General features: G+C 74.3%; 17 protein-coding genes. 4 read left to right on the forward strand and 13 right to left on the reverse strand.

All coding sequences use genetic code 11. From position 1 onward, the window contains the following. Window positions 1-18 precede the first annotated feature (18 nt). The 3 genes from AMETH_RS16630 to AMETH_RS16640 form a co-directional block, all read right to left on the reverse strand. Window positions 19-1,242, reverse strand: coding sequence for an RNA polymerase sigma factor (locus tag AMETH_RS16630; protein WP_017982242.1), 1,224 nt, complete (start codon window positions 1,240-1,242; stop codon window positions 19-21). Continuing rightward, window positions 1,232-1,606 carry a YciI family protein gene (locus AMETH_RS16635; protein ID WP_017982243.1) on the reverse strand — a complete coding sequence of 125 codons (375 nt, stop codon included), beginning with the start codon at window positions 1,604-1,606 and terminating at the stop codon, window positions 1,232-1,234. Before AMETH_RS16635 ends, AMETH_RS16630 begins: the two co-directional genes overlap by 11 nt. A 145-nt stretch (window positions 1,607-1,751) precedes the next feature. Then, complete coding sequence (locus tag AMETH_RS16640; RefSeq protein WP_017982244.1) at window positions 1,752-2,054, reverse strand: DUF1540 domain-containing protein; 303 nt, start codon at window positions 2,052-2,054, stop codon at window positions 1,752-1,754. Window positions 2,055-2,599: 545 nt separating this feature from the next. Here AMETH_RS16640 and AMETH_RS16645 point away from each other — a divergent pair. Beyond that, complete coding sequence (locus AMETH_RS16645; RefSeq protein WP_026153105.1) at window positions 2,600-4,672, forward strand: N-acetylmuramoyl-L-alanine amidase; 2,073 nt, start codon at window positions 2,600-2,602, stop codon at window positions 4,670-4,672. On the opposite strand, the gene AMETH_RS16650 is transcribed toward AMETH_RS16645, so the two are convergent. After that, window positions 4,666-5,232: a DUF4241 domain-containing protein gene (locus tag AMETH_RS16650; RefSeq protein ID WP_017982246.1), complete on the reverse strand. Its 567-nt coding sequence runs from the start codon at window positions 5,230-5,232 to the stop codon at window positions 4,666-4,668. The genes AMETH_RS16645 and AMETH_RS16650 overlap by 7 nt on opposite strands. A gap of 230 nt (window positions 5,233-5,462) precedes the next feature. Between AMETH_RS16650 and AMETH_RS40215 the strand changes: the two genes are divergently transcribed. Beyond that, window positions 5,463-6,431: a LysR substrate-binding domain-containing protein gene (locus tag AMETH_RS40215; RefSeq protein ID WP_223843168.1), complete on the forward strand. Its 969-nt coding sequence runs from the start codon at window positions 5,463-5,465 to the stop codon at window positions 6,429-6,431. 77 nt (window positions 6,432-6,508) lie between these two features. Here the strand turns inward: AMETH_RS40215 and AMETH_RS16660 are convergent, their stop codons facing one another. The 7 genes from AMETH_RS16660 to crtI are packed head-to-tail and all read right to left on the reverse strand — an operon-like array spanning window position 6,509 to window position 12,823. Further along, window positions 6,509-7,483, reverse strand: a complete 975-nt coding sequence (locus AMETH_RS16660; protein WP_017982247.1) for a Rieske (2Fe-2S) protein — start codon at window positions 7,481-7,483, stop codon at window positions 6,509-6,511. A gap of 1 nt (window position 7,484) precedes the next feature. After that, the gene (locus AMETH_RS16665) at window positions 7,485-8,987 is read right to left on the reverse strand and encodes an FAD-dependent oxidoreductase (RefSeq protein WP_017982248.1); all 1,503 of its coding nucleotides are present in this window, start codon (window positions 8,985-8,987) and stop codon (window positions 7,485-7,487) included. Next, window positions 8,984-9,718, reverse strand: a complete 735-nt coding sequence (locus tag AMETH_RS16670) for a class I SAM-dependent methyltransferase (RefSeq protein ID WP_017982249.1) — start codon at window positions 9,716-9,718, stop codon at window positions 8,984-8,986. Before AMETH_RS16670 ends, AMETH_RS16665 begins: the two co-directional genes overlap by 4 nt. Then, window positions 9,715-10,032, reverse strand: a complete 318-nt coding sequence (locus tag AMETH_RS16675; RefSeq protein ID WP_017982250.1) for a lycopene cyclase domain-containing protein — start codon at window positions 10,030-10,032, stop codon at window positions 9,715-9,717. Before AMETH_RS16675 ends, AMETH_RS16670 begins: the two co-directional genes overlap by 4 nt. Then, window positions 10,029-10,364 (reverse strand): lycopene cyclase domain-containing protein, encoded by a 336-nt coding sequence (locus AMETH_RS16680; protein ID WP_017982251.1) that lies wholly within the window; start codon window positions 10,362-10,364, stop codon window positions 10,029-10,031. Before AMETH_RS16680 ends, AMETH_RS16675 begins: the two co-directional genes overlap by 4 nt. Further along, window positions 10,365-11,327 carry a phytoene/squalene synthase family protein gene (locus AMETH_RS16685; RefSeq protein WP_017982252.1) on the reverse strand — a complete coding sequence of 321 codons (963 nt, stop codon included), beginning with the start codon at window positions 11,325-11,327 and terminating at the stop codon, window positions 10,365-10,367. Next, window positions 11,324-12,823, reverse strand: coding sequence for a phytoene desaturase family protein (gene crtI, locus AMETH_RS16690; protein ID WP_017982253.1), 1,500 nt, complete (start codon window positions 12,821-12,823; stop codon window positions 11,324-11,326). Before crtI ends, AMETH_RS16685 begins: the two co-directional genes overlap by 4 nt. 99 nt (window positions 12,824-12,922) lie before the next feature. Here crtI and AMETH_RS16695 point away from each other — a divergent pair, with 99 nt between their 5' ends. After that, window positions 12,923-13,864, forward strand: coding sequence for an isocitrate lyase/PEP mutase family protein (locus AMETH_RS16695; protein WP_017982254.1), 942 nt, complete (start codon window positions 12,923-12,925; stop codon window positions 13,862-13,864). Here the strand turns inward: AMETH_RS16695 and AMETH_RS16700 are convergent. Further along, window positions 13,861-14,781: a glycoside hydrolase family 43 protein gene (locus tag AMETH_RS16700; RefSeq protein ID WP_223843169.1), complete on the reverse strand. Its 921-nt coding sequence runs from the start codon at window positions 14,779-14,781 to the stop codon at window positions 13,861-13,863. The two genes, AMETH_RS16695 and AMETH_RS16700, sit on opposite strands and share 4 nt — an antisense overlap. A gap of 408 nt (window positions 14,782-15,189) precedes the next feature. On the opposite strand from AMETH_RS16700, the gene AMETH_RS16705 reads away from it, so the two are divergent. Further along, window positions 15,190-15,786 (forward strand): HdeD family acid-resistance protein, encoded by a 597-nt coding sequence (locus AMETH_RS16705; RefSeq protein ID WP_017982256.1) that lies wholly within the window; start codon window positions 15,190-15,192, stop codon window positions 15,784-15,786. Here AMETH_RS16705 and AMETH_RS40220 read toward each other — a convergent pair. Next, window positions 15,783-16,040 (reverse strand): hypothetical protein, encoded by a 258-nt coding sequence (locus AMETH_RS40220; protein ID WP_017982257.1) that lies wholly within the window; start codon window positions 16,038-16,040, stop codon window positions 15,783-15,785. The genes AMETH_RS16705 and AMETH_RS40220 overlap by 4 nt on opposite strands. Between the last annotated feature and the right edge of the window lie 431 nt (window positions 16,041-16,471).

Here is a 16,471-nt window from a genome sequence, read left to right on the forward strand (position 1 = left end):
CGGACAATCCTGGCGCCGTCAGTCCGCTGTGGACCGAAGCGTGCCGAGCTCGGTCAGCCGCGCGGCCAGGAACGCCCGGTCGGCCGGGTTCGCCGCCAGGTCGTGCGCCCGCCGGTACGCCGCGGCGGCCTCGGCTGGGCGGCCGAGCCGTCGCAGCAGGTCGGCCCGCGCGGCGTGGTGCAGATGGTAGTGGTCGAGACCCTCGATCCGGTCGAGCAGCGCCAGCCCGGCGGCGGGCCCGCCGGTCATCGCGACGGCCACCGCGTGGTTGAGCGCCACCACCGGCGACGGCGCGATCCGCAGCAGCTCCGCGTACAGCGCGGCGATCCCCGGCCAGTCGGTGTCCTCGGCGGACGGGGCCTGCGCGTGCAGCGCCGCGATCGCCGCCTGCAGCTGGTACGGGCCGGGCGCCCCGAGCCGCAGCGCGCGGTCCAGCACCCCGACCCCCTCGGCGATCGCGGCCCGGTCCCAGCGGCCGCGGTCCTGGTCGGCCAGCAGCACCACCTCGCCTGCGGGGGAGTGGCGCGCGGCCGCCCGCGAGTCGTGCAGCAGGAGCAGCGCCACCAGTCCCAGCGCTTCCGGCGCGTGGGGCATCAGGGCTGCGACCAGTTTGGCGAGCCGGATGGCCTCCGCCCGCAACGTGCCTGCCGGCCCCGCCGTGTAGCCCCGCGTGAAGATCAGGTACACCACCGACAGCACCCCGGACAGCCGCTCCAGCAGCAGGTGGTCGGCAGGCACGGCGAACCTGATCCCGGCGTCGCGGATCTTCCGCTTCGCCCGCACCAGCCGCTGCGCCATCGTCGCCTCCGGCACCAGGAACATCCGCGCGATCTGGGCCGCGGTCAGCCCGGCGACGGCCTGCAACGTGAGCGCCACCCTGGCCTCGGGGGCGAGCGCCGGGTGGCAGCAGGTGAAGATCAGGCTCAGCCGCTCGTCGCCCACGGCGAGCAGCCGGTCTTCGCCCAGCTCGCTCACCGCGGGCCGCCCGGCGCCGGCCCGCTCCTCCTTCTCCCGGCCCGTCCGGTCGCGCCGCAGCCGGTCGACGGCGCGGTTGCGGGCGGCGGTGAGCAGCCACGCGACCGGATCGTCGGGAACCGTGTCCCGCCAGGCGCGCAACGCGAGCGTGCACGCGTCCTGCAGCACGTCCTCGGCCAGCTCGAAGTCGCCGAGCACCCGCACGAGTGCGGCGAGCATCCGGGCGCGGTGCTCCCGGTAGACGCGCCCGACGACGTCAGACGGCACCGGCGGGGCTGTGGTCGACGCCGGGCACGTGCGCGAGCGGCCGGACCTCGATGGTGCCAGTCTCGGCCAGCGGGCAACGCGCGGCCAGCTCCAGCGCCTCGTCGAGGTCCCGGCAGTCCAGCACGTAGTACCCGCCCAGGTGCTCGTGGGTCTCCACGAACGGCCCGTCGGTGATGAGCGTCCGCCCGTCCCGCACGGCGACCGTCGTGGCGGTGTGCACGTCCTGCACCGGATCGCCGGCGACCAGGACCGCTCGCCGCCGCAACTCGTCGGCGAAGGCGTTCACCCTGGCCAGAGCCTCCGCGAACCCCGGATCCGACGGTTCCGCCCGCTCGCAGTTGTAGATCATCAACAGGTAGCGCATCGGTCCTCCCGGTCGTCCTCATTCCCGGATGACGAACGGGATGCCCGCGACTCGACAGCCCGCCGGGAGATTCTCGCCCTGGCGCGCCGGAAATGCACGAGGGCACGACCGCGTCGTGCGGCCGTGCCCTCGTCGCCCCGGGCGGTCAGCGCGGGGTGTAGGTGAGGCAGTTCGCGGCGTGGCCGCCGGAACCGGGCCCCACCCGGACGCCCGAGGCCGTGCACTCGAGCGAGGAGTTGTAGGTGCAGTCCGCGCGGGAGCACGCACCGACCTGGGCGACGACCCGGTCCAGGCCGCCCTTGGTGTTGAGCGGCACGAAGGTGCCGCAGTCCGCCGAGCCGTTCTCGCCGCTGACGGTGATCGCGTAGGCGTGGCATCCGTCGTGGTTGTACGAGCACCCGGTGACGGTGCACTCGGCCACGGTGGGCATCTCGGTGCTGGTGGTCATTACCGCTCCTCACGACAGGTGGTGGGATATCGTTCGGTACCCAGGACAATGCCACCGGCCGGTGTGTGCGGCAATTCGGCGGAATTAGGTGAGCCTAGCCTGGACGGGCCGGTTTTCGCAGGTGGGCGCCGGTAGTGAAATTGCGGGAACGGGAGCCTGGAAATGATTCCCGCCCCTTCGGGTGATTGTTCGTACCACTCGGCGGCGGCCGGTGGAGCCCGTCCAGGAACGTCCGCTCGAACCGCGCGCCGTCCGCGCCCGGCGCGACCGTCACCGGGCCGCCACGCGGGTCCGGCGCCGTGCGCTCAACCATCCCGGCGACAAGCGTCCCCAGGCAGGCTGCACCCCCGGTCAGGGTGGGGCAGCCGCGAGCGGGACGCCCGGGAAAGTTGAAATGGTCCACTGTGGACACAAACGGCGGAGATTTCCCAACCGTGATCACCGGGATCCGGTGTGAAAGATTCGTGGATCTTCGTGCCCCGGTGATCCGTTTCGTCGCGTAAGCTCCTCGCGTTTGTGTTGCTGGCCTGCACCAAGGAGTTCGCGTGCGCCCTCGTCACTGGGGATCCCTGTTGTGCGTGCTGACGGCGACTGTCGCCGTGCTGTCCGCGCCTGCCGCCGCGCAGCCCGCGGCCCGGCCGGTCGCGCCGAAGGCGTCGACGGTCGCGCTCGCGAACGCGCCCGAGGTGGCGCCGGGCGCTCGGGAAGTGCCTGCGCGGGAGGAGTTTTCGCTGGCCGGGCTCAGCTGGCGGGGCGCGGCGCCGGACACGGTGTCGGTGCGGTGGCGGTCCACGGCGGGCGGGTGGAGCGACTGGCGCGCGGTCTCACGTCAGGAGTCCGGCCGTGACGGGGCACCGGCGCCGTCCACCACCGAGCCGATCTGGACCGGCCCGGCCGACCGGCTGCAGGTGCGCGCCGAACGCGGCGGCGCGCCGGTGACCGCGGAGCTGTCCGCCGTGCTGGTCGACCCCGGGACGTCCCCGGCGGATGCGATGGTCGCGCAGGCCACGGGCGTGCCGTCGATGCCGGCCGTCGTGACCAGGGCGCAGTGGGGCGCCGACGAATCGCTGATGACCTGGACGCCGGAGTACGCGCCCACCGTCAAGGCGGTGACGCTGCACCACACCGACAACAGCAACGACTACACCTGCGACCAGTCGGCCGAGCTGGTGCGCGGCATCTACTACTACCACGCGGTCACCAACGGCTGGGGCGACATCGGCTACAACGCCCTGGTGGACAAGTGCGGCACCGTGTTCGAGGGCCGCGCGGGCGGGCTGAACCTGCCCACGATCGGCGCGCACGCGGGCGGGTTCAACACCTCCACGTTCGGCATTTCGATGCTCGGCACGTACACCACGGTCGCACCGACGGAGGCGACGCTGGACGCGGTGGCGCGCCTGACCGCGTGGAAGCTGGGCAACGGCTACACCGACCCGTCCGGGTCGACCACGCTCGTCAGCCGGGGCGGCGGCACGTCGAAGTACCCGGCGGGCACCGAGGTGACGCTGCCGACCGTGTTCGGGCACCGGGACGTCGGCGCGACCGAGTGCCCCGGCGACGCCGGGTACGCCCAGCTGCCCGCGCTGCGCACGCGCGCCACGGAGCTGGCCGGGGACTGGCGGTCCAGCCCGGTGCACCAGAAGTGGGTCGCGGTCGGCACGGCCGCGGCGGGCCCGGTGTACGCGGTCGAGGCGGACTGGCCGGGCGGCGGCCGGGCGACGACCTTCGGCGCTGGCGGTTCGACGATCGCGTGGCGCTCGGACCTGGGCGCGTACTGGGTGCGCGGCGCGATCCACGGCACGTTCACCGCGCTGGGCGGGCCGTCGCTGTTCGGCTACCCGACGACGGACGAGCGCGGCACGCCCGACGGGGTGGGCCGGTACAACCACTTCAGCGAGAACGCCTCGATCTATTTCACGGCGGACACCGGCGCCCACGGCATCCTCGGGCCGATCCGCGACAAGTGGGCCGCGCGCGGCTGGGAGACCGGGCTCGGATATCCGCGCACGGACCAGAAGGCGACGCCCGACGGCGTGGGCCGCTACAACCATTTCACCGGGAACTCGTCGATCTACTGGACGGCGGACACCGGCGCGCAGGCGGTCCAGGGCGCGATCCGCGACACGTGGTCGGCGCTGGGGTGGGAAACCAGCCCGCTGGCCTACCCGACGACCGACGAGCGCGCCACCCCGGACGGGGCCGGGCGGTACAACCACTTCAACGGCAGTGGCGGCGGCTCGATCTACTGGACGCCGGGCACCGGCGCCCACGCGATCTACGGCGCCATCCGGGCGCGGTGGAGCGCGCTCGGCTGGGAAGCGGGCCCGCTCGGCTACCCGACGACGAACGAGCTGGTCACCCCAGACGGAGTGGGGCGCTACAACCACTTCAACGGCAGCGGCGGCGGTTCCGTCTACTGGTCGCCCGGCACCGGCGCGCACGCGATCTACGGCGTGATCCGCTCGCACTGGGCCTCGCTGGGCTGGGAGACGTCCTGGCTGGGCTACCCGACGAGCGACGAGTACGGCGTCGCGGGCGGACGGCGCAGCGACTTCCAGGGCGGCTACATCGTGTTCTCCTTCGCCACCGGCAAGGCGACCGCCTACCGCTACTGAACGGCGACCGCCGGGGCCCGTTCCGCGTCGTGCAGGACGAGGAAGTCCGCGACGAAGCAGGCGATCGCGCCCCCGGCGGTGCGGCCGATCCAAGTCGGGTACGAGCCGTCGCCCCAGCCGCTGGGGAACCCGACGAGCGTGGCGCCCGACGCCGGATCGGCCACCTGCGCGGCCGAGCCTCCGGTGAGGCCGACGAAGGTGTCCTCGAACGTGTTCTCGAGGATGCCCTCCATCGCGGCGAGGGCGTCGGCGTCCACGAAGCACCCCAGGCCCGCGTCCACGCCGAACCCGTAGAACTGCCCGTCCCCGAGCAGCGGCGGATCCTGACCCGGTTCGAGCGCCGGTTCCCGCGACACCACGGGTTCCGGGGAGATGGCCAGCCGGGCCGCGGCCACGCGCTCGTGGCCGGGATCGCCGGCGAACCGCACCACCGCGAGGTCCACGGGGTACTCGCCCGGCGCGACGGTGGCGGTGAACGGTTCGAGCCGGTTGTCCAGCCACCCCGGGTCCGCGGCGACCACCCGGCCGCTGGTCAGCCGGACGACGCCGGCGGGGCGCACTTCGGTCTCGACCTCCCGGTCCGACAGCGACCAGCGTCCTGGCCGGAAGAGCAGGTCCGCGTGGCGCGGCTGGAGCGGGGCCGCGGGCCGCCACAGCGGGCCGCCACAGCGGGTCGGCCGTTTCGTCCGGGCCGTGGTGCTCGCGCGTCCTGGCAGGCTGGCCGAGGAAGTCCGCCCACTCGCCGAACGGGGGAGCGGGCAGGTGCAGGCCGTCGGCCGGCCTCCGCTCGGTGGCCTCGCTCGTGTGGCTGCCGGGGATGTGGGTGATGGTGCGGACCGTGCCGTTCCGGGCGGAACGCGGACGTGCTGTGGCGGACGTGCCGGTCGTCGAACTCGGCCTGGTCCGGGTCGGCGTAGTGCCAGGCGGTGGAGCGCAGGCAGAACAGCCGCCGGTCGGGCAGGAGGCGGAACTCGATCTCGCGGTCCCGCCTGCCTGCCCGGTCGAAGCGCCAGAACCGCGCGAATCGGTGGCCCAGGCGATTTCGAGCATCGCCTGCGGCCGTTGCGCGCCCGGTGCGGCGAACGCGACGGCGTACTGCTCGCCGCGGCCGTCGCGGTCCCGGGCCGTGGCCGTGGTCAGCCGTCCGACGATCCGGCGGGTCTGCGGATCCCACCCCTCGCAGTACGCCGCGTCCAGCGGCACGCGCTCGTTCATGCGGGGCACTCTAGGGACGCCCACCGACAGTTTCCGGCTTGAACGGCACCACCTGCCCGAACCGCACGAGTTCGCCGTAGTGCTCGGGCTGCACCGGGTTCAGCACGAGGTCCAGCAGCGCGGTCCCGGCCCTGCGCGGGCGCCGGGGCGTCGCGCACGTCCCACCACAGCCGTGCCCGCGGCGCACCCGCTGGCGCGCGGGGAGTTCGTGGACATCGCGGACCTGCACGGGCAGCGGTGGATCGCGGGCACGGGCGACGACCGGGTGTTGGGGGTCTGGCCGGGCCTTGACGAGTGCCCCGAGGCCTACACCGCGCGCGACTGGCTGGCGAAGCTGCAACTGGTCGCGGCGGGATGTGGCATCACCACAGCGGCCGCCTCGCTCGCCCCGGTGGCGCCGGCGGGCGTGCGGGTGCTGCCGGTGCGCGGCGGACCGTCCGAACAGCGCCGCCTCCAGCCGGCCCGGATGCTGGGCCCGCAGCCGGAGGCAGCCGGGCGGGTGGCGGAGGCGCCGCGGGTGGCGGCGGTGGCGGCGCGGTCGTGATCGTGCGCGCGGCGCACGTGCGGTTGCCACTGCCACCTGCAACACCGCCGGGGTGACACCCGCGTGTCGCGCGAGGGCTAGCCCTCGCTGCGTAGCTGGTAGCGCCGCTCGGCGTAGGCGAGGTCGTCCTTCCACAGCCGGGCGGCCGCGTGGCGCATCAGCGGGCGCAGCGCGGGCGCGGCGGTGCGCGCGAGCCGGAAGCCGGGCCGGGACGACGCCGCCACCACGGCCTCGATCACGGCGGTGCGGGGGCGGCCGTCGCGGCCGGGGCCCAGCGGCGTGGCGTGCGTTTCGACCACGCTGCCGGCCCCCTCGCCCTCGGTGATGCGCATGACGATCGTCCGCGGGCCGGGGCAGGTGAACTCCGCCTGGACCGGCACGCCGAGCGTCGGGGTGACGCGGAAGGTCACCGAGACGAGGAACCGGTCGTCCTCCTCGGCCACGTCGACCTCGGCGGGCGCGGACAGCACCTTCAGGCGCGTGAACGAGTACGGGTGGAACCACGAGCCGTGCCACGGGTCGAGCCGGTTGGCGATCACGTCCCGCGGCTCGCACACACCCTCCAGGCGCGCCACCGCGTCCACCCCACCACCAGGCCGGGCGGGGACGACCGGCGCGGGCAACGGCTCCTCGCCGCCGGCGCGATCCAGCCGCACCCACGCCAGCACCCCGTCGTCGAACGCGGGACGGCACGACCGCTCGTCCAGCCGCAGCCCGTGCCACCGGCAGATCAGGCCGCCGTCGTCGACCGAGCCCAGCGCCATCGGCGCGCCCAGGTGCGGGCACGCCCCCGGCCCGACCAGCAGCTTCCCGGCCCGGTCCCGCCACGCGACCAGCTCGATCCCCGCCACCGAGAACCCGTGGGGCCGGTCGCCACGCACGTCCCGGCTCGCCGCGAACACGTACCAGTTCCCCGACGGCCGCGCCTCGGCCCGCTTCAGCGCGGCCTCGATGAGCGACGGCTTCGCGTCCCGGTACGTGGGCTCCTGACGCGCCCACGGCGTGCGCGGGATCGGTTGCAGCGGCCAGTTCCGGGGCCAGCGCGGTGACATCTCACCCTCCTAACGCGGCCAGGGCCCGCAGCGGTGCGAACCGCCCGCGGACCGGCACGGTGGTCAGTTCGTGCCCGGCCAGCCCCCACCGCGCGAGCAGGCAGTTCGCGGCGTGCCAGCCGGTCGCGGCCGCGCGTTCCATCAACGCGACCGGAAGGTCGATGCGGATCCCGTCCCCGGCCAGCACGACCCCGTCGAACGGCGTGCGGACGCGGGGGCGGCGGGCGAAGTCGCCGACGCCGAACAGCGGGCAGTCCCGCCGCCACTGCACCAGCTCGCCGACGATCCGTGCGCCCGCGGTCTCCGGGTACAGCCGGTGCAGCCGGTCGACCAGTTGCTCGCGCAGCGCGACGACCTCGTCGGCGCAGGCGTAGGCGTGCAGCTCGACGACGGACCCACCGTGCTCGGCGGCCCAGGTCGCGGCCTCCCGTTCGTACCGGTCCAGCACGCTGATGTTGTCCAGCGGGTCGAGCCCGCCGGTGGCGAGGAACGCGGGGCGGTCCGGCGCGACGGGGCGGTCCAGCCACAGCCGGTGCACGAGGAACGGCGGCGCGATCCGCAGCCCGAGCACCCGCGACCGCCAGTCCCCGTCGGCGAGATCCGGCGACGCCGACACGATCGACTGCAGCCCGGACACGTCCGCCGCGAGCACCACACCGTCGGCGGCGAGACCGTCGACGGACCAGCGCGAGCCGTCGCGCGCCACGACTCCGGCCTCGGTGCCGGTGCGGAACCGCACGCCCAGACCCGCCAGATACGCCCGCAGCGGCTCCCACAGCGCGGTGTCGTAGGCCGAGTCCGGCACGTCGAACACGAGCCCCTCGGACGAGCCGAGGAAGTACAGGTGGAACATCGTCGCCAGCTCCGCGGCCGACATCTCCGACGGCGGCGCGAAGAAGCTGCGGGAGAACACCTCGAACGCCAGGTGCCGGGCGGCCGGCGGGAAGTTGATGCGCTCCAGGAACGTCGCCGCGTCCACGTCGTCGAGCCGGTCGTAGGTGCCCGGCACCGACACCGCGGCCAGCGGCGCGGCGGCGCGGGCGTTGAGCCGCAGCAGGTCCCGGACGCGGAAGGTGGGGCTGCGCAACGCGAAGGCGAGCGCGTTCCACGGCGGCGTGCTCGGCAGCCCGCGGAAGGTGTCGCGGCGTCCTTCGCCGTCGACGAGCGGGTAGTCGGCGACCGGGCGCAGCCGCGACAGGCCCGGGTCGGCGCGGCGCAGCAGCGCGCGCAGGTTGTAGTACTGCCGGAAGAACGCGTGGAAGCCGCGGCTCATCGACACGGTGCTGCCGTCGGCGAGCCGGTCGGTCCACGCCGACACGCGCCCGCCGAGCTCGTCCTGCCGCTCGACGACCGTGACGGCGACACCGCGCTCGGCCAGCCCGGTGGCCGCGGTGAGCCCGGCGATCCCGCCGCCCACCACCACGACCTCCGGCCGGTGCGGCAGCGTGCGGGCGTCCGGCGCGCCGACGGGGGCGCGGTGCCGGACGGCGCGGCGGTCGGTCACGCGGGCTCCCCGGGGTTGGTGGCCAGGAAGGTGTGCACGACGCCGCGCTGCCAGCCGGTCATCGTCTCGCTGTGCACGGCGGTGAACCCCGCGCCCGCGAGCCGTTGCCGGAACCGCGCGGCGCCGTCGAAGGCGAGGACGCTGCGCCACAGGTGCCGGTAGAGCGTCGCGTCGCCGGTCGCCACCCGGCCCGCCGGGATGATGATGCTCCAGCACACCGCGTGCCATACCAGGCGGGCGGCGAGCGAGTCGCGCACCGAGTATTCGTGCGCGGCGAACGTGCCGCCCGGCTTCAGCAGGGCCCGCAACGCGCGCAGCTGCCCGTCCGGATCCGCGAGGTTGCGGATCAGGTACGCGGCGAAGATCCCGTCGAACGGCCCGGAAATCCCGGATCCGGCGAGCTCCTCGGCCCGGCTGTGGACGAAGTGGACGGTCGGGGGCCAGGACTTCCGCCGCGCCTGGGCGAGCATCTCGGTGGAGGCGTCGAAGGCGACGATCTCGGCGTGCGGCGCGGCCGCCAGCAACGCCGCGGTGGAGGCGCCGGTCCCGCAGCCCGCGTCGAGCAGCCGCAGGCCCCGGCCGCCGCCGGGCAGGCGCATCCGGCGGGCCGACAGGCGCAGGTGCTCGTGGTAGCCCGGGTTGGCGCCGACCAGCCGGTCGTAGGCGGCGGCGCCGGTGTCGAACGCGCCGGGCACCTCGTGGCAGGCCAGGCCGGTGCGGTCCACGGTCATGCCTCCTCCTTGGCGGTGCGCCGTTCCCACAGCAGCAGCACGGCGGTGACCAGGGCGAACCCGAACAGGAAGTCCTCGACCGGGATGTCCCACGGGAAGCGCAGCCCGCTGGTGTGCTCGGGCGCGTACAGCACGATCGGCGCGCTCAGCTTGGTGAGCCAGCCGTCTACCGGGATCTGGAAGCCGACCACGATGGCCATCGAGATCCAGTAGGCGGGCTTGCGGAACAACCCGGTGCGCAGGTAGGCCAGCTCCCATGCGCACACGGCGATCACCGCGAGCACCGACGGCAGCGTGTACCCCAGCCCGGTCACCGCCGCACCTTCCGCAGCTCGTGCAGGCGGCCGAGCATCGCCTGCACGCACCCGTAGGTCAGCACCCCGCACACCGGGATGACCAGGAAGAACAGCAGCTCCTCCAGCGGGACGGCGAACGGCAGCCGCACCCCGGTGACGTATTCGGGGTTGTACCACCAGACTCCGGCGGCGATCGCGATCGCGTCCCACACGAGGAACACCAGCGCGACCGGCAGCACCGCGCGCGCCAGCGCGACCGGGCGCCGGTAGACGCGCGCGCCCAGGAACTCCAGCGGCAGGGTGATCGCCAGGCACCCCGCCAGGACGAGCAGGTACTGGTAGTGGTCCATTCACGCCCACCTCTCCGTCGCGGCCGCGGTCAGGTCCGCCGCGCGCCGGCCGCGCCGCGCCCACATCGCCCGCGCCAGCCCGGACAGCGCCAGCCGCACCCGGCGGGCGCGGCCGACCCGGGCCCGGTGGGCGAACACCGCGAACTCGGCCGCCTCGATCCGGTCCAGGATCTCCGAGTACAGCACCAGAGCGGTCGCGATGCACGGCCGGGACACCGGGTGCAGCCGGTCGATGCCGGCCCGCGCGTAGGCGTAGACCTCGCGGGTGGTGGCGTGCTGGGCGGCCAGCGCCGCGCGCACCCTGGGGTCGGTGCGGCCGTGCCGGTGGCACCACAGCAGCAGGTCGCGGTCGACGCCGAACGCGGCGAGCTCGTCGGCGGGCAGGTAGACGCGGCCGCGGTCGAGGTCCTCGGCGACGTCACGCAGGAAGTTGGTCAGCTGGAAGGCCTTGCCCAGCGCCGCCGCGTAGGGCGCGGCCTCCGCCTGCTCGCCGACGGTGCCCAGCACAGGCAGCATCTGCAGGCCGATCACCTCCGCCGAGCCGTGCACGTAGCGGTCCAGCGCGGCGCGGTCGGCGTAGCCGGTGACGGTGAGGTCCATCCGCATCGAGTCGAGGAACGCGGTGAACAGGTCGCGGCGGATCCCGTAGCGGCCGGCGGTGTCCACCACGGCCGCGAGGACCGGGTCGTCGCTGCGGCCGCTGTCCAGGCCGGCGAACAGCTCCGCGGAAAGCGCTTCCAGGCGCCGCGCCGGATCGCTGCCGGGGGGAGCGGAGTCGACGATGTCGTCGGCGAAGCGGGCGAACCCGTAGAGCGCGTGCACGGCCGGGCGCTGCGCCTTGGTCAGCAGGCGCGTCGCGAGGTAGTAGGTGCGGCCGTGCTCGGCGTTGAGGCGGCGGCAGCGGACGTAGGCCTCGCGCAGGCGTGGCTCGGTGATCCCGGCGGCGTCCAGGGCCCCGGTCATCGCGCCGCCACCAGTGGACGGGTCACGCGGGCGCCGGTGATCCGGTCGGCGGCGAGGCGTCCAGACACCAGCGCGGTCGGCACGCCCACCCCGGGGGCGGTGCTGCCGCCGGCGAGCACGACGTTGCCGGCGCCGCGCACCAGGTTGCGCGGCCGGAACGGGCCGGTCTGCGCGACGGTGTGCGCCAGCGCGAACGGGGTGCCGGCCAGCATGCCCTGCCGCGCCCAGTCGGCCGGGGTGACGACGTGCCTGGCCTCGATGCCGTCGCCGAGCCCGGGCAGCAGCCGCTCGGCGACGTGGCCGAGGACCTCGTCGGCGTAGGCGTCCCCGACGCGGTCCCAGTCCACCGGGCCGCGCCGCAGGTTCGGCGCGGGCGCCAGCACGTAGAGCAGGTCGCGGCCGTCCGGCGCGAGCGCGGGGTCGGTGGCCGTCGGCCGGGTCACCAGCAGGGAGGGATCGCTCATCAGCCGCCCTTCGTGGATCAGCTCGTGGAACGTCCGCCGCCACGCCGCGCCGAACAGAATGGTGTGGTGCGCCGTGTCGCACCGCTGCCGCGTCCCGACGTGCACGACGACCGCGGACGGCGCGGGCCGCAGCGGCACCGGCCGGCGCGGGGTCCGGCCGAGCAGCTCGTAGGCCGTGGGCAGCTCGGTGGTGAGCACGACGGCGTCGGCGGGCAGGCTGCCGCCGGTGGTCTCCACCGCGGTCACCCGCGAGCCGGACCGCCGCAGCGCCGTGACCTCGGCGCCGTAGCGGAACTCCACCCCGGCGTCCGCGGCCGCCGCGGCCAGGGCGTCGGGCAGCGCGCGCATGCCGCCGCGCGGGAAGAACACCCCGGCCACGGTGTCCATGTAGGCGATCACCGCGTACACGGCCAGCGCGTGCTGGGGGGACTGCCCGGCGTAGAGCGACTGGAAGGAGAACACCCGGCGCAGTCGCTCGTCGCGGAGGAAGCGGCCGATCTTGCGGTCCAGCGGCCCGAAGGCGCCCATCGCGACCAGCCGGGCCAGGTGCGGGGTGACCAGGGCGAGCGGGGAGTCGAAGTTGGCGCCGATGAACCGGTCGAACTCGGTCCGGTAGAGCCGGGTGAGCCACTGGCGCAGCCGGCGGTAGCCGTCCGCTTCGGACGGTCCGGCGAACGCGCGCACCGCTTCGGTCATGGCCTCGGGGTCGCTGTGCACGTCGAGGCTGCTGCCGTCGGCGAAGCGGGCGCGGTAGGCGGGGGTGACCGGGACGAGGTCGAGCCGGTTCGCCAGGCTGTCGCCGACCGCGGCGAGGGTCTCGTCGACCAGATCGGGCATGGTCAGCACGGTGGGCCCGGTGTCCACGCGGTAGCCGTCCAGGTCCAGCCGCCCGGCCCGGCCGCCGGGCACCGGGGCGCGCTCGACGACGGTCACCTGCCGTCCCCGCCCGGCCAGGTGCAGCGCCGCCGCCAGCCCGGACAGCCCCGCACCCACCACGACGATCCGGTCCGCCGGGCCCGTCACGGTCCGCATCCAGCCACCCCTCACTCGACAACCCGGACAGGTAAAACGTTGCACGAACGTTGCGCCGTTGTCCACTCGGTGAGCCTGCCGCCCTGCGGACTAGCGTAGGTGACGGACGCCGGGCCGACCGAGCACGAGGAGGACGTGGTGGGAGACCTGCTGGGCCCCGGGCCCGCGCCGAGGAAGCGGTTGCGGGAGCTGCTGGCGGAGCCGGGGCCGCTGGTGGCGCCCGGCGCCTACGACGCGCTCACGGCGCGGCTGGTCGAGCAGGCCGGGTTCGACGTGGTCTACTTGACCGGGTTCGGCACCACCGCCTCGCTGATCGGGCGGCCCGACGTCGGCCTGCTGACCGGCACGGAGATGATCGACAACGCGCGGCGCATCGTGTCGGCCGTCGACGTGCCGGTGATCGCCGACGCCGACACCGGCTACGGCAACGCCCTCAACGTGGTCCGCACCGTGCAGGCCTACGAGCAGGCCGGGGTGGCGGGCATCCACCTGGAGGACCAGGTCAGCCCGAAGAAGTGCGGCCACTTGAGCGGCAAGGCCGTCATCCCGCGCGAGGAGATGGCCGGCAAGCTCCGGGCCGCCGCCGCGGCCCGCCGGGACCCGGACTTCGTGCTGATCGCGCGCACCGACGCCGCCGCCGTGCACGGGCTCGCCGACGCGGTCGACCGCGCCCGCGCCTACGCCGAAGCCGGCGCCGACCTGCTGTTCGTGGAGGCCCCGACCAGCGAGGAGGACATCGCCACCGTCGCGCGGGAGCTGTCCGGGGTCGCCCCGCTGGTGTTCAACTGGGCCGAGGGCGGCCGCACCCCGCCGCTGTCCCTGGAGCGGATCCGCGAGCTGGGCTTCTCGCTCGTGCTGTACCCGATCGGCACGCTGCTCGCCGCGACCGCGGGTGTCCGCGCCCTGCTGGACGCCGTGCGCCGGGACGGGACGCCCGCGGCCGCGCTGCCCGGACTGCCGTCGTTCGGCGAGTTCACCGACCTCATCGGGCTGCCCGAGGTGTCCGATCTGGAGGCGCGGTTCGCGGGGGAGTCCGGTTAGGACACCTGCGGCACGCCCTTGACGAACTCCAGGTTCATGCCGAACAGGCCGCGTGCGGCACGCTGGCCGCCCAGCCAGCCGTGGAAGTAGATCCGCCCGCCGACGACGTCCGCCCCGCCCGGTCCTTCCGCGGCGTGGCCGATCGAGTCCGTGGTCAGCAGCGGCCGGTCGGCCTTGGTGTAGGGGCCGGTCAGCGAGGACGCCGTGGCGTAGCGGGTCTGGTAGCCGGCGTCGCGGTAGTCGTCGGCGGAGTAGAACAGCACGTACTGGCCGCCGCGCTGGGTGATCACCGGCGCTTCGACGATGCCCTTCTCCTCGGGACGGTCCGCGCGCAGGATCTCGGTGCGCGGGCCGGCGGGCGCGGCGCCGTCCTGGGTCATCTTCTGCACGAAGATCGCCGACGCGCCGCCGCCCGGGTGCTCGGCCTTGTACAGCAGGTAGCGGGTGCCGTCGCGGGTCTGGAAGGTCTGCGGGTCGATGTCGCCCTGGTCGCCGGGGTCGCAGATCAGCGGCGCGTCCCCGGCCGGCTGGTAGGGGCCTGCCACGGAGTTCGCGACGGCGGTGCCGATGCAGCGGTGCCGGTCCGTTTTGGACACCGCCGCGTAGTACATGAGGAAGGTGCCGTCCGCGCGGCGGGTGACGTCGGGCGCCCAGTAGCCGCCCTTGGGGTCCACCCAGGACGGATCGGCGGCCAGCGCGTCGCCGGTGACCCGCCACGGCCCGTCCGCGTCCTTGGCGACGGCGACGGGGATCCGGCCGGGCGGGCCGGTGGTGGCGAACGCGTGGTAGTCGGTGCCGATCTTGAGCACGTCGGGGTCCGGGAAGTCCTCGTTGAGCAGCACCCGCGGGGCGGGCGCGGCCTGCGTCACGGCACCCGGCAGCAGCGCCGAGGAGAGCAGGATTCCCAGGCAGGTCAACGCTCTCGCGGTCCTGGGTCGCCGGCGCGGGCGGGTCGGTCGGTCGGGTTCGCTGGCCTTGGTGATCTTGCCTGCCGTGTCCACGGCGCAGGAGTTACCCGGGCGGCGGAGGGACTAATCTCCTCCCTTCGGGCCGCCGGCCGTGCCCGCTGCGGTGACGACGGGGGAGCCGCGGGGCGCTGGTCCGGTGATCCACCCGCCTCCGACGGAGGAGCCGCCGGTGCGGACGGTCACCGGGTGCGCGCCGGCGCACGGTGCCGAGGCCCGGCTCGCCTGCCGCCGCGACCGGACCAGTTGGTGCTGACTCTGGGGCGCGGATGCGGAATTCGCGGGGGTGAGCTCTGCGGTGGCGGGGTGGCGGCCGGGAGGCCTACCGTGGTTGTTCCGGCTGCGGAAAGGGGAACCGTCATGGCCGTGCACCAGCCCTACGGGGCGTTCCGGGTGACGCTCGGCGAGTCGACGGGCGGCGAGTTGCGGCGGGTCACCGGGCGGTGGTGGATGGTCGCCCTGCTGGGGGTGGCCACCGCGGTGCTGGGCGTGCTCCTGCTGGTGAACCTCGCCGTCGCGGTGGGCACGCTCGCCGTGATCATCGCGATCGCCCTGCTGTTCGAGGGCTTCGACGAGATCCTCACCGCCGACCGGCACCGCACCCGGTGGCCGTTCTACCTGCTCGGGGTGGTGTGGATCGGGATCGGGGTGATCGCGCTCGCCTGGCCGGGCATCACCCTGCTCACGCTCGCCGTGGTGGTCGGCGTCGGGTTCGTCGTCGCGGGCGCCGGGCAGATCGCGGCGTCACTCGCGTGGCGGCGGCGCCTGCCGATGTGGGGCCTGTGGCTCGGCCTCGGCGTGGTGACGCTGCTGATCGGGGTGGTGGCGCTGGTGTGGCCCGGCCTGACCGTCCTCACGCTCGCGATCTGGCTCGGAATCGCCCTGGTGCTGCGCGGCGCCGGCGCCCTCTGGTTCGCCCTCCAGCTGCGCCGCGCCCACCAGGCCATCGAGGCTTAGACCGCTCGCGCGATCGCGATCGAACCCTCCAGCCGGGCGCCGGCCTCGTAGAGCATGTACTCCACGCCGTTTTCGGTGCCGAACGACGCGGACGCGCACCGGCCGTTGTCGGGTGCTCCGGGCAGCGGCGCGTGGAACACGCCCAGGTGCCGTCGCAGGCTGAAGTCGTTGCCCACCTCGGTGATCAGCATCGACCCGCCGGCCTCGATGTTGCAGTGGTACACCACGTAGGTGCTGCCGTCGCGCTTCACCACCGACGGCCCGCTGATGTCGCGCGCGCCGACGTCCTCCGGGCGGATCAGCGGCTCCTGCGCGAACTCCCAGGTCCGCCGACCAGCCCCAGCCGATCGTGCGCCGGTTGGTCTGGTTGTTGATCATGAAGACCATCACGTACTTCGCGCCCAGCGCGGGCGGGCTGTGCTCGAACACCCGCGCGTAGGACGTCTCGCTGGTGCCCGCGGGCAGCATCGACGCCGACAGCACGACCTTGTCGTGGGTGAAGTTGATGCCGTCGCTCGACCGGGCGAGACGGGTCGTGGTGTTCTCGCCGTGGAAGTACAGCCACATCTCCTGCGTCGGCGCGTGCATATCACGTGCGGCGACGAGATGTGGCTGACCGAGTAGTGCGGCGCCCACACGTTGGACACGATCGGGTTGGCCGGGTGCTCGGTGAACGGCCCCATCA

The organism is Amycolatopsis methanolica 239, from assembly GCF_000739085.1.
In the GTDB taxonomy this organism is placed as follows: domain Bacteria; phylum Actinomycetota; class Actinomycetes; order Mycobacteriales; family Pseudonocardiaceae; genus Amycolatopsis_E; species Amycolatopsis_E methanolica.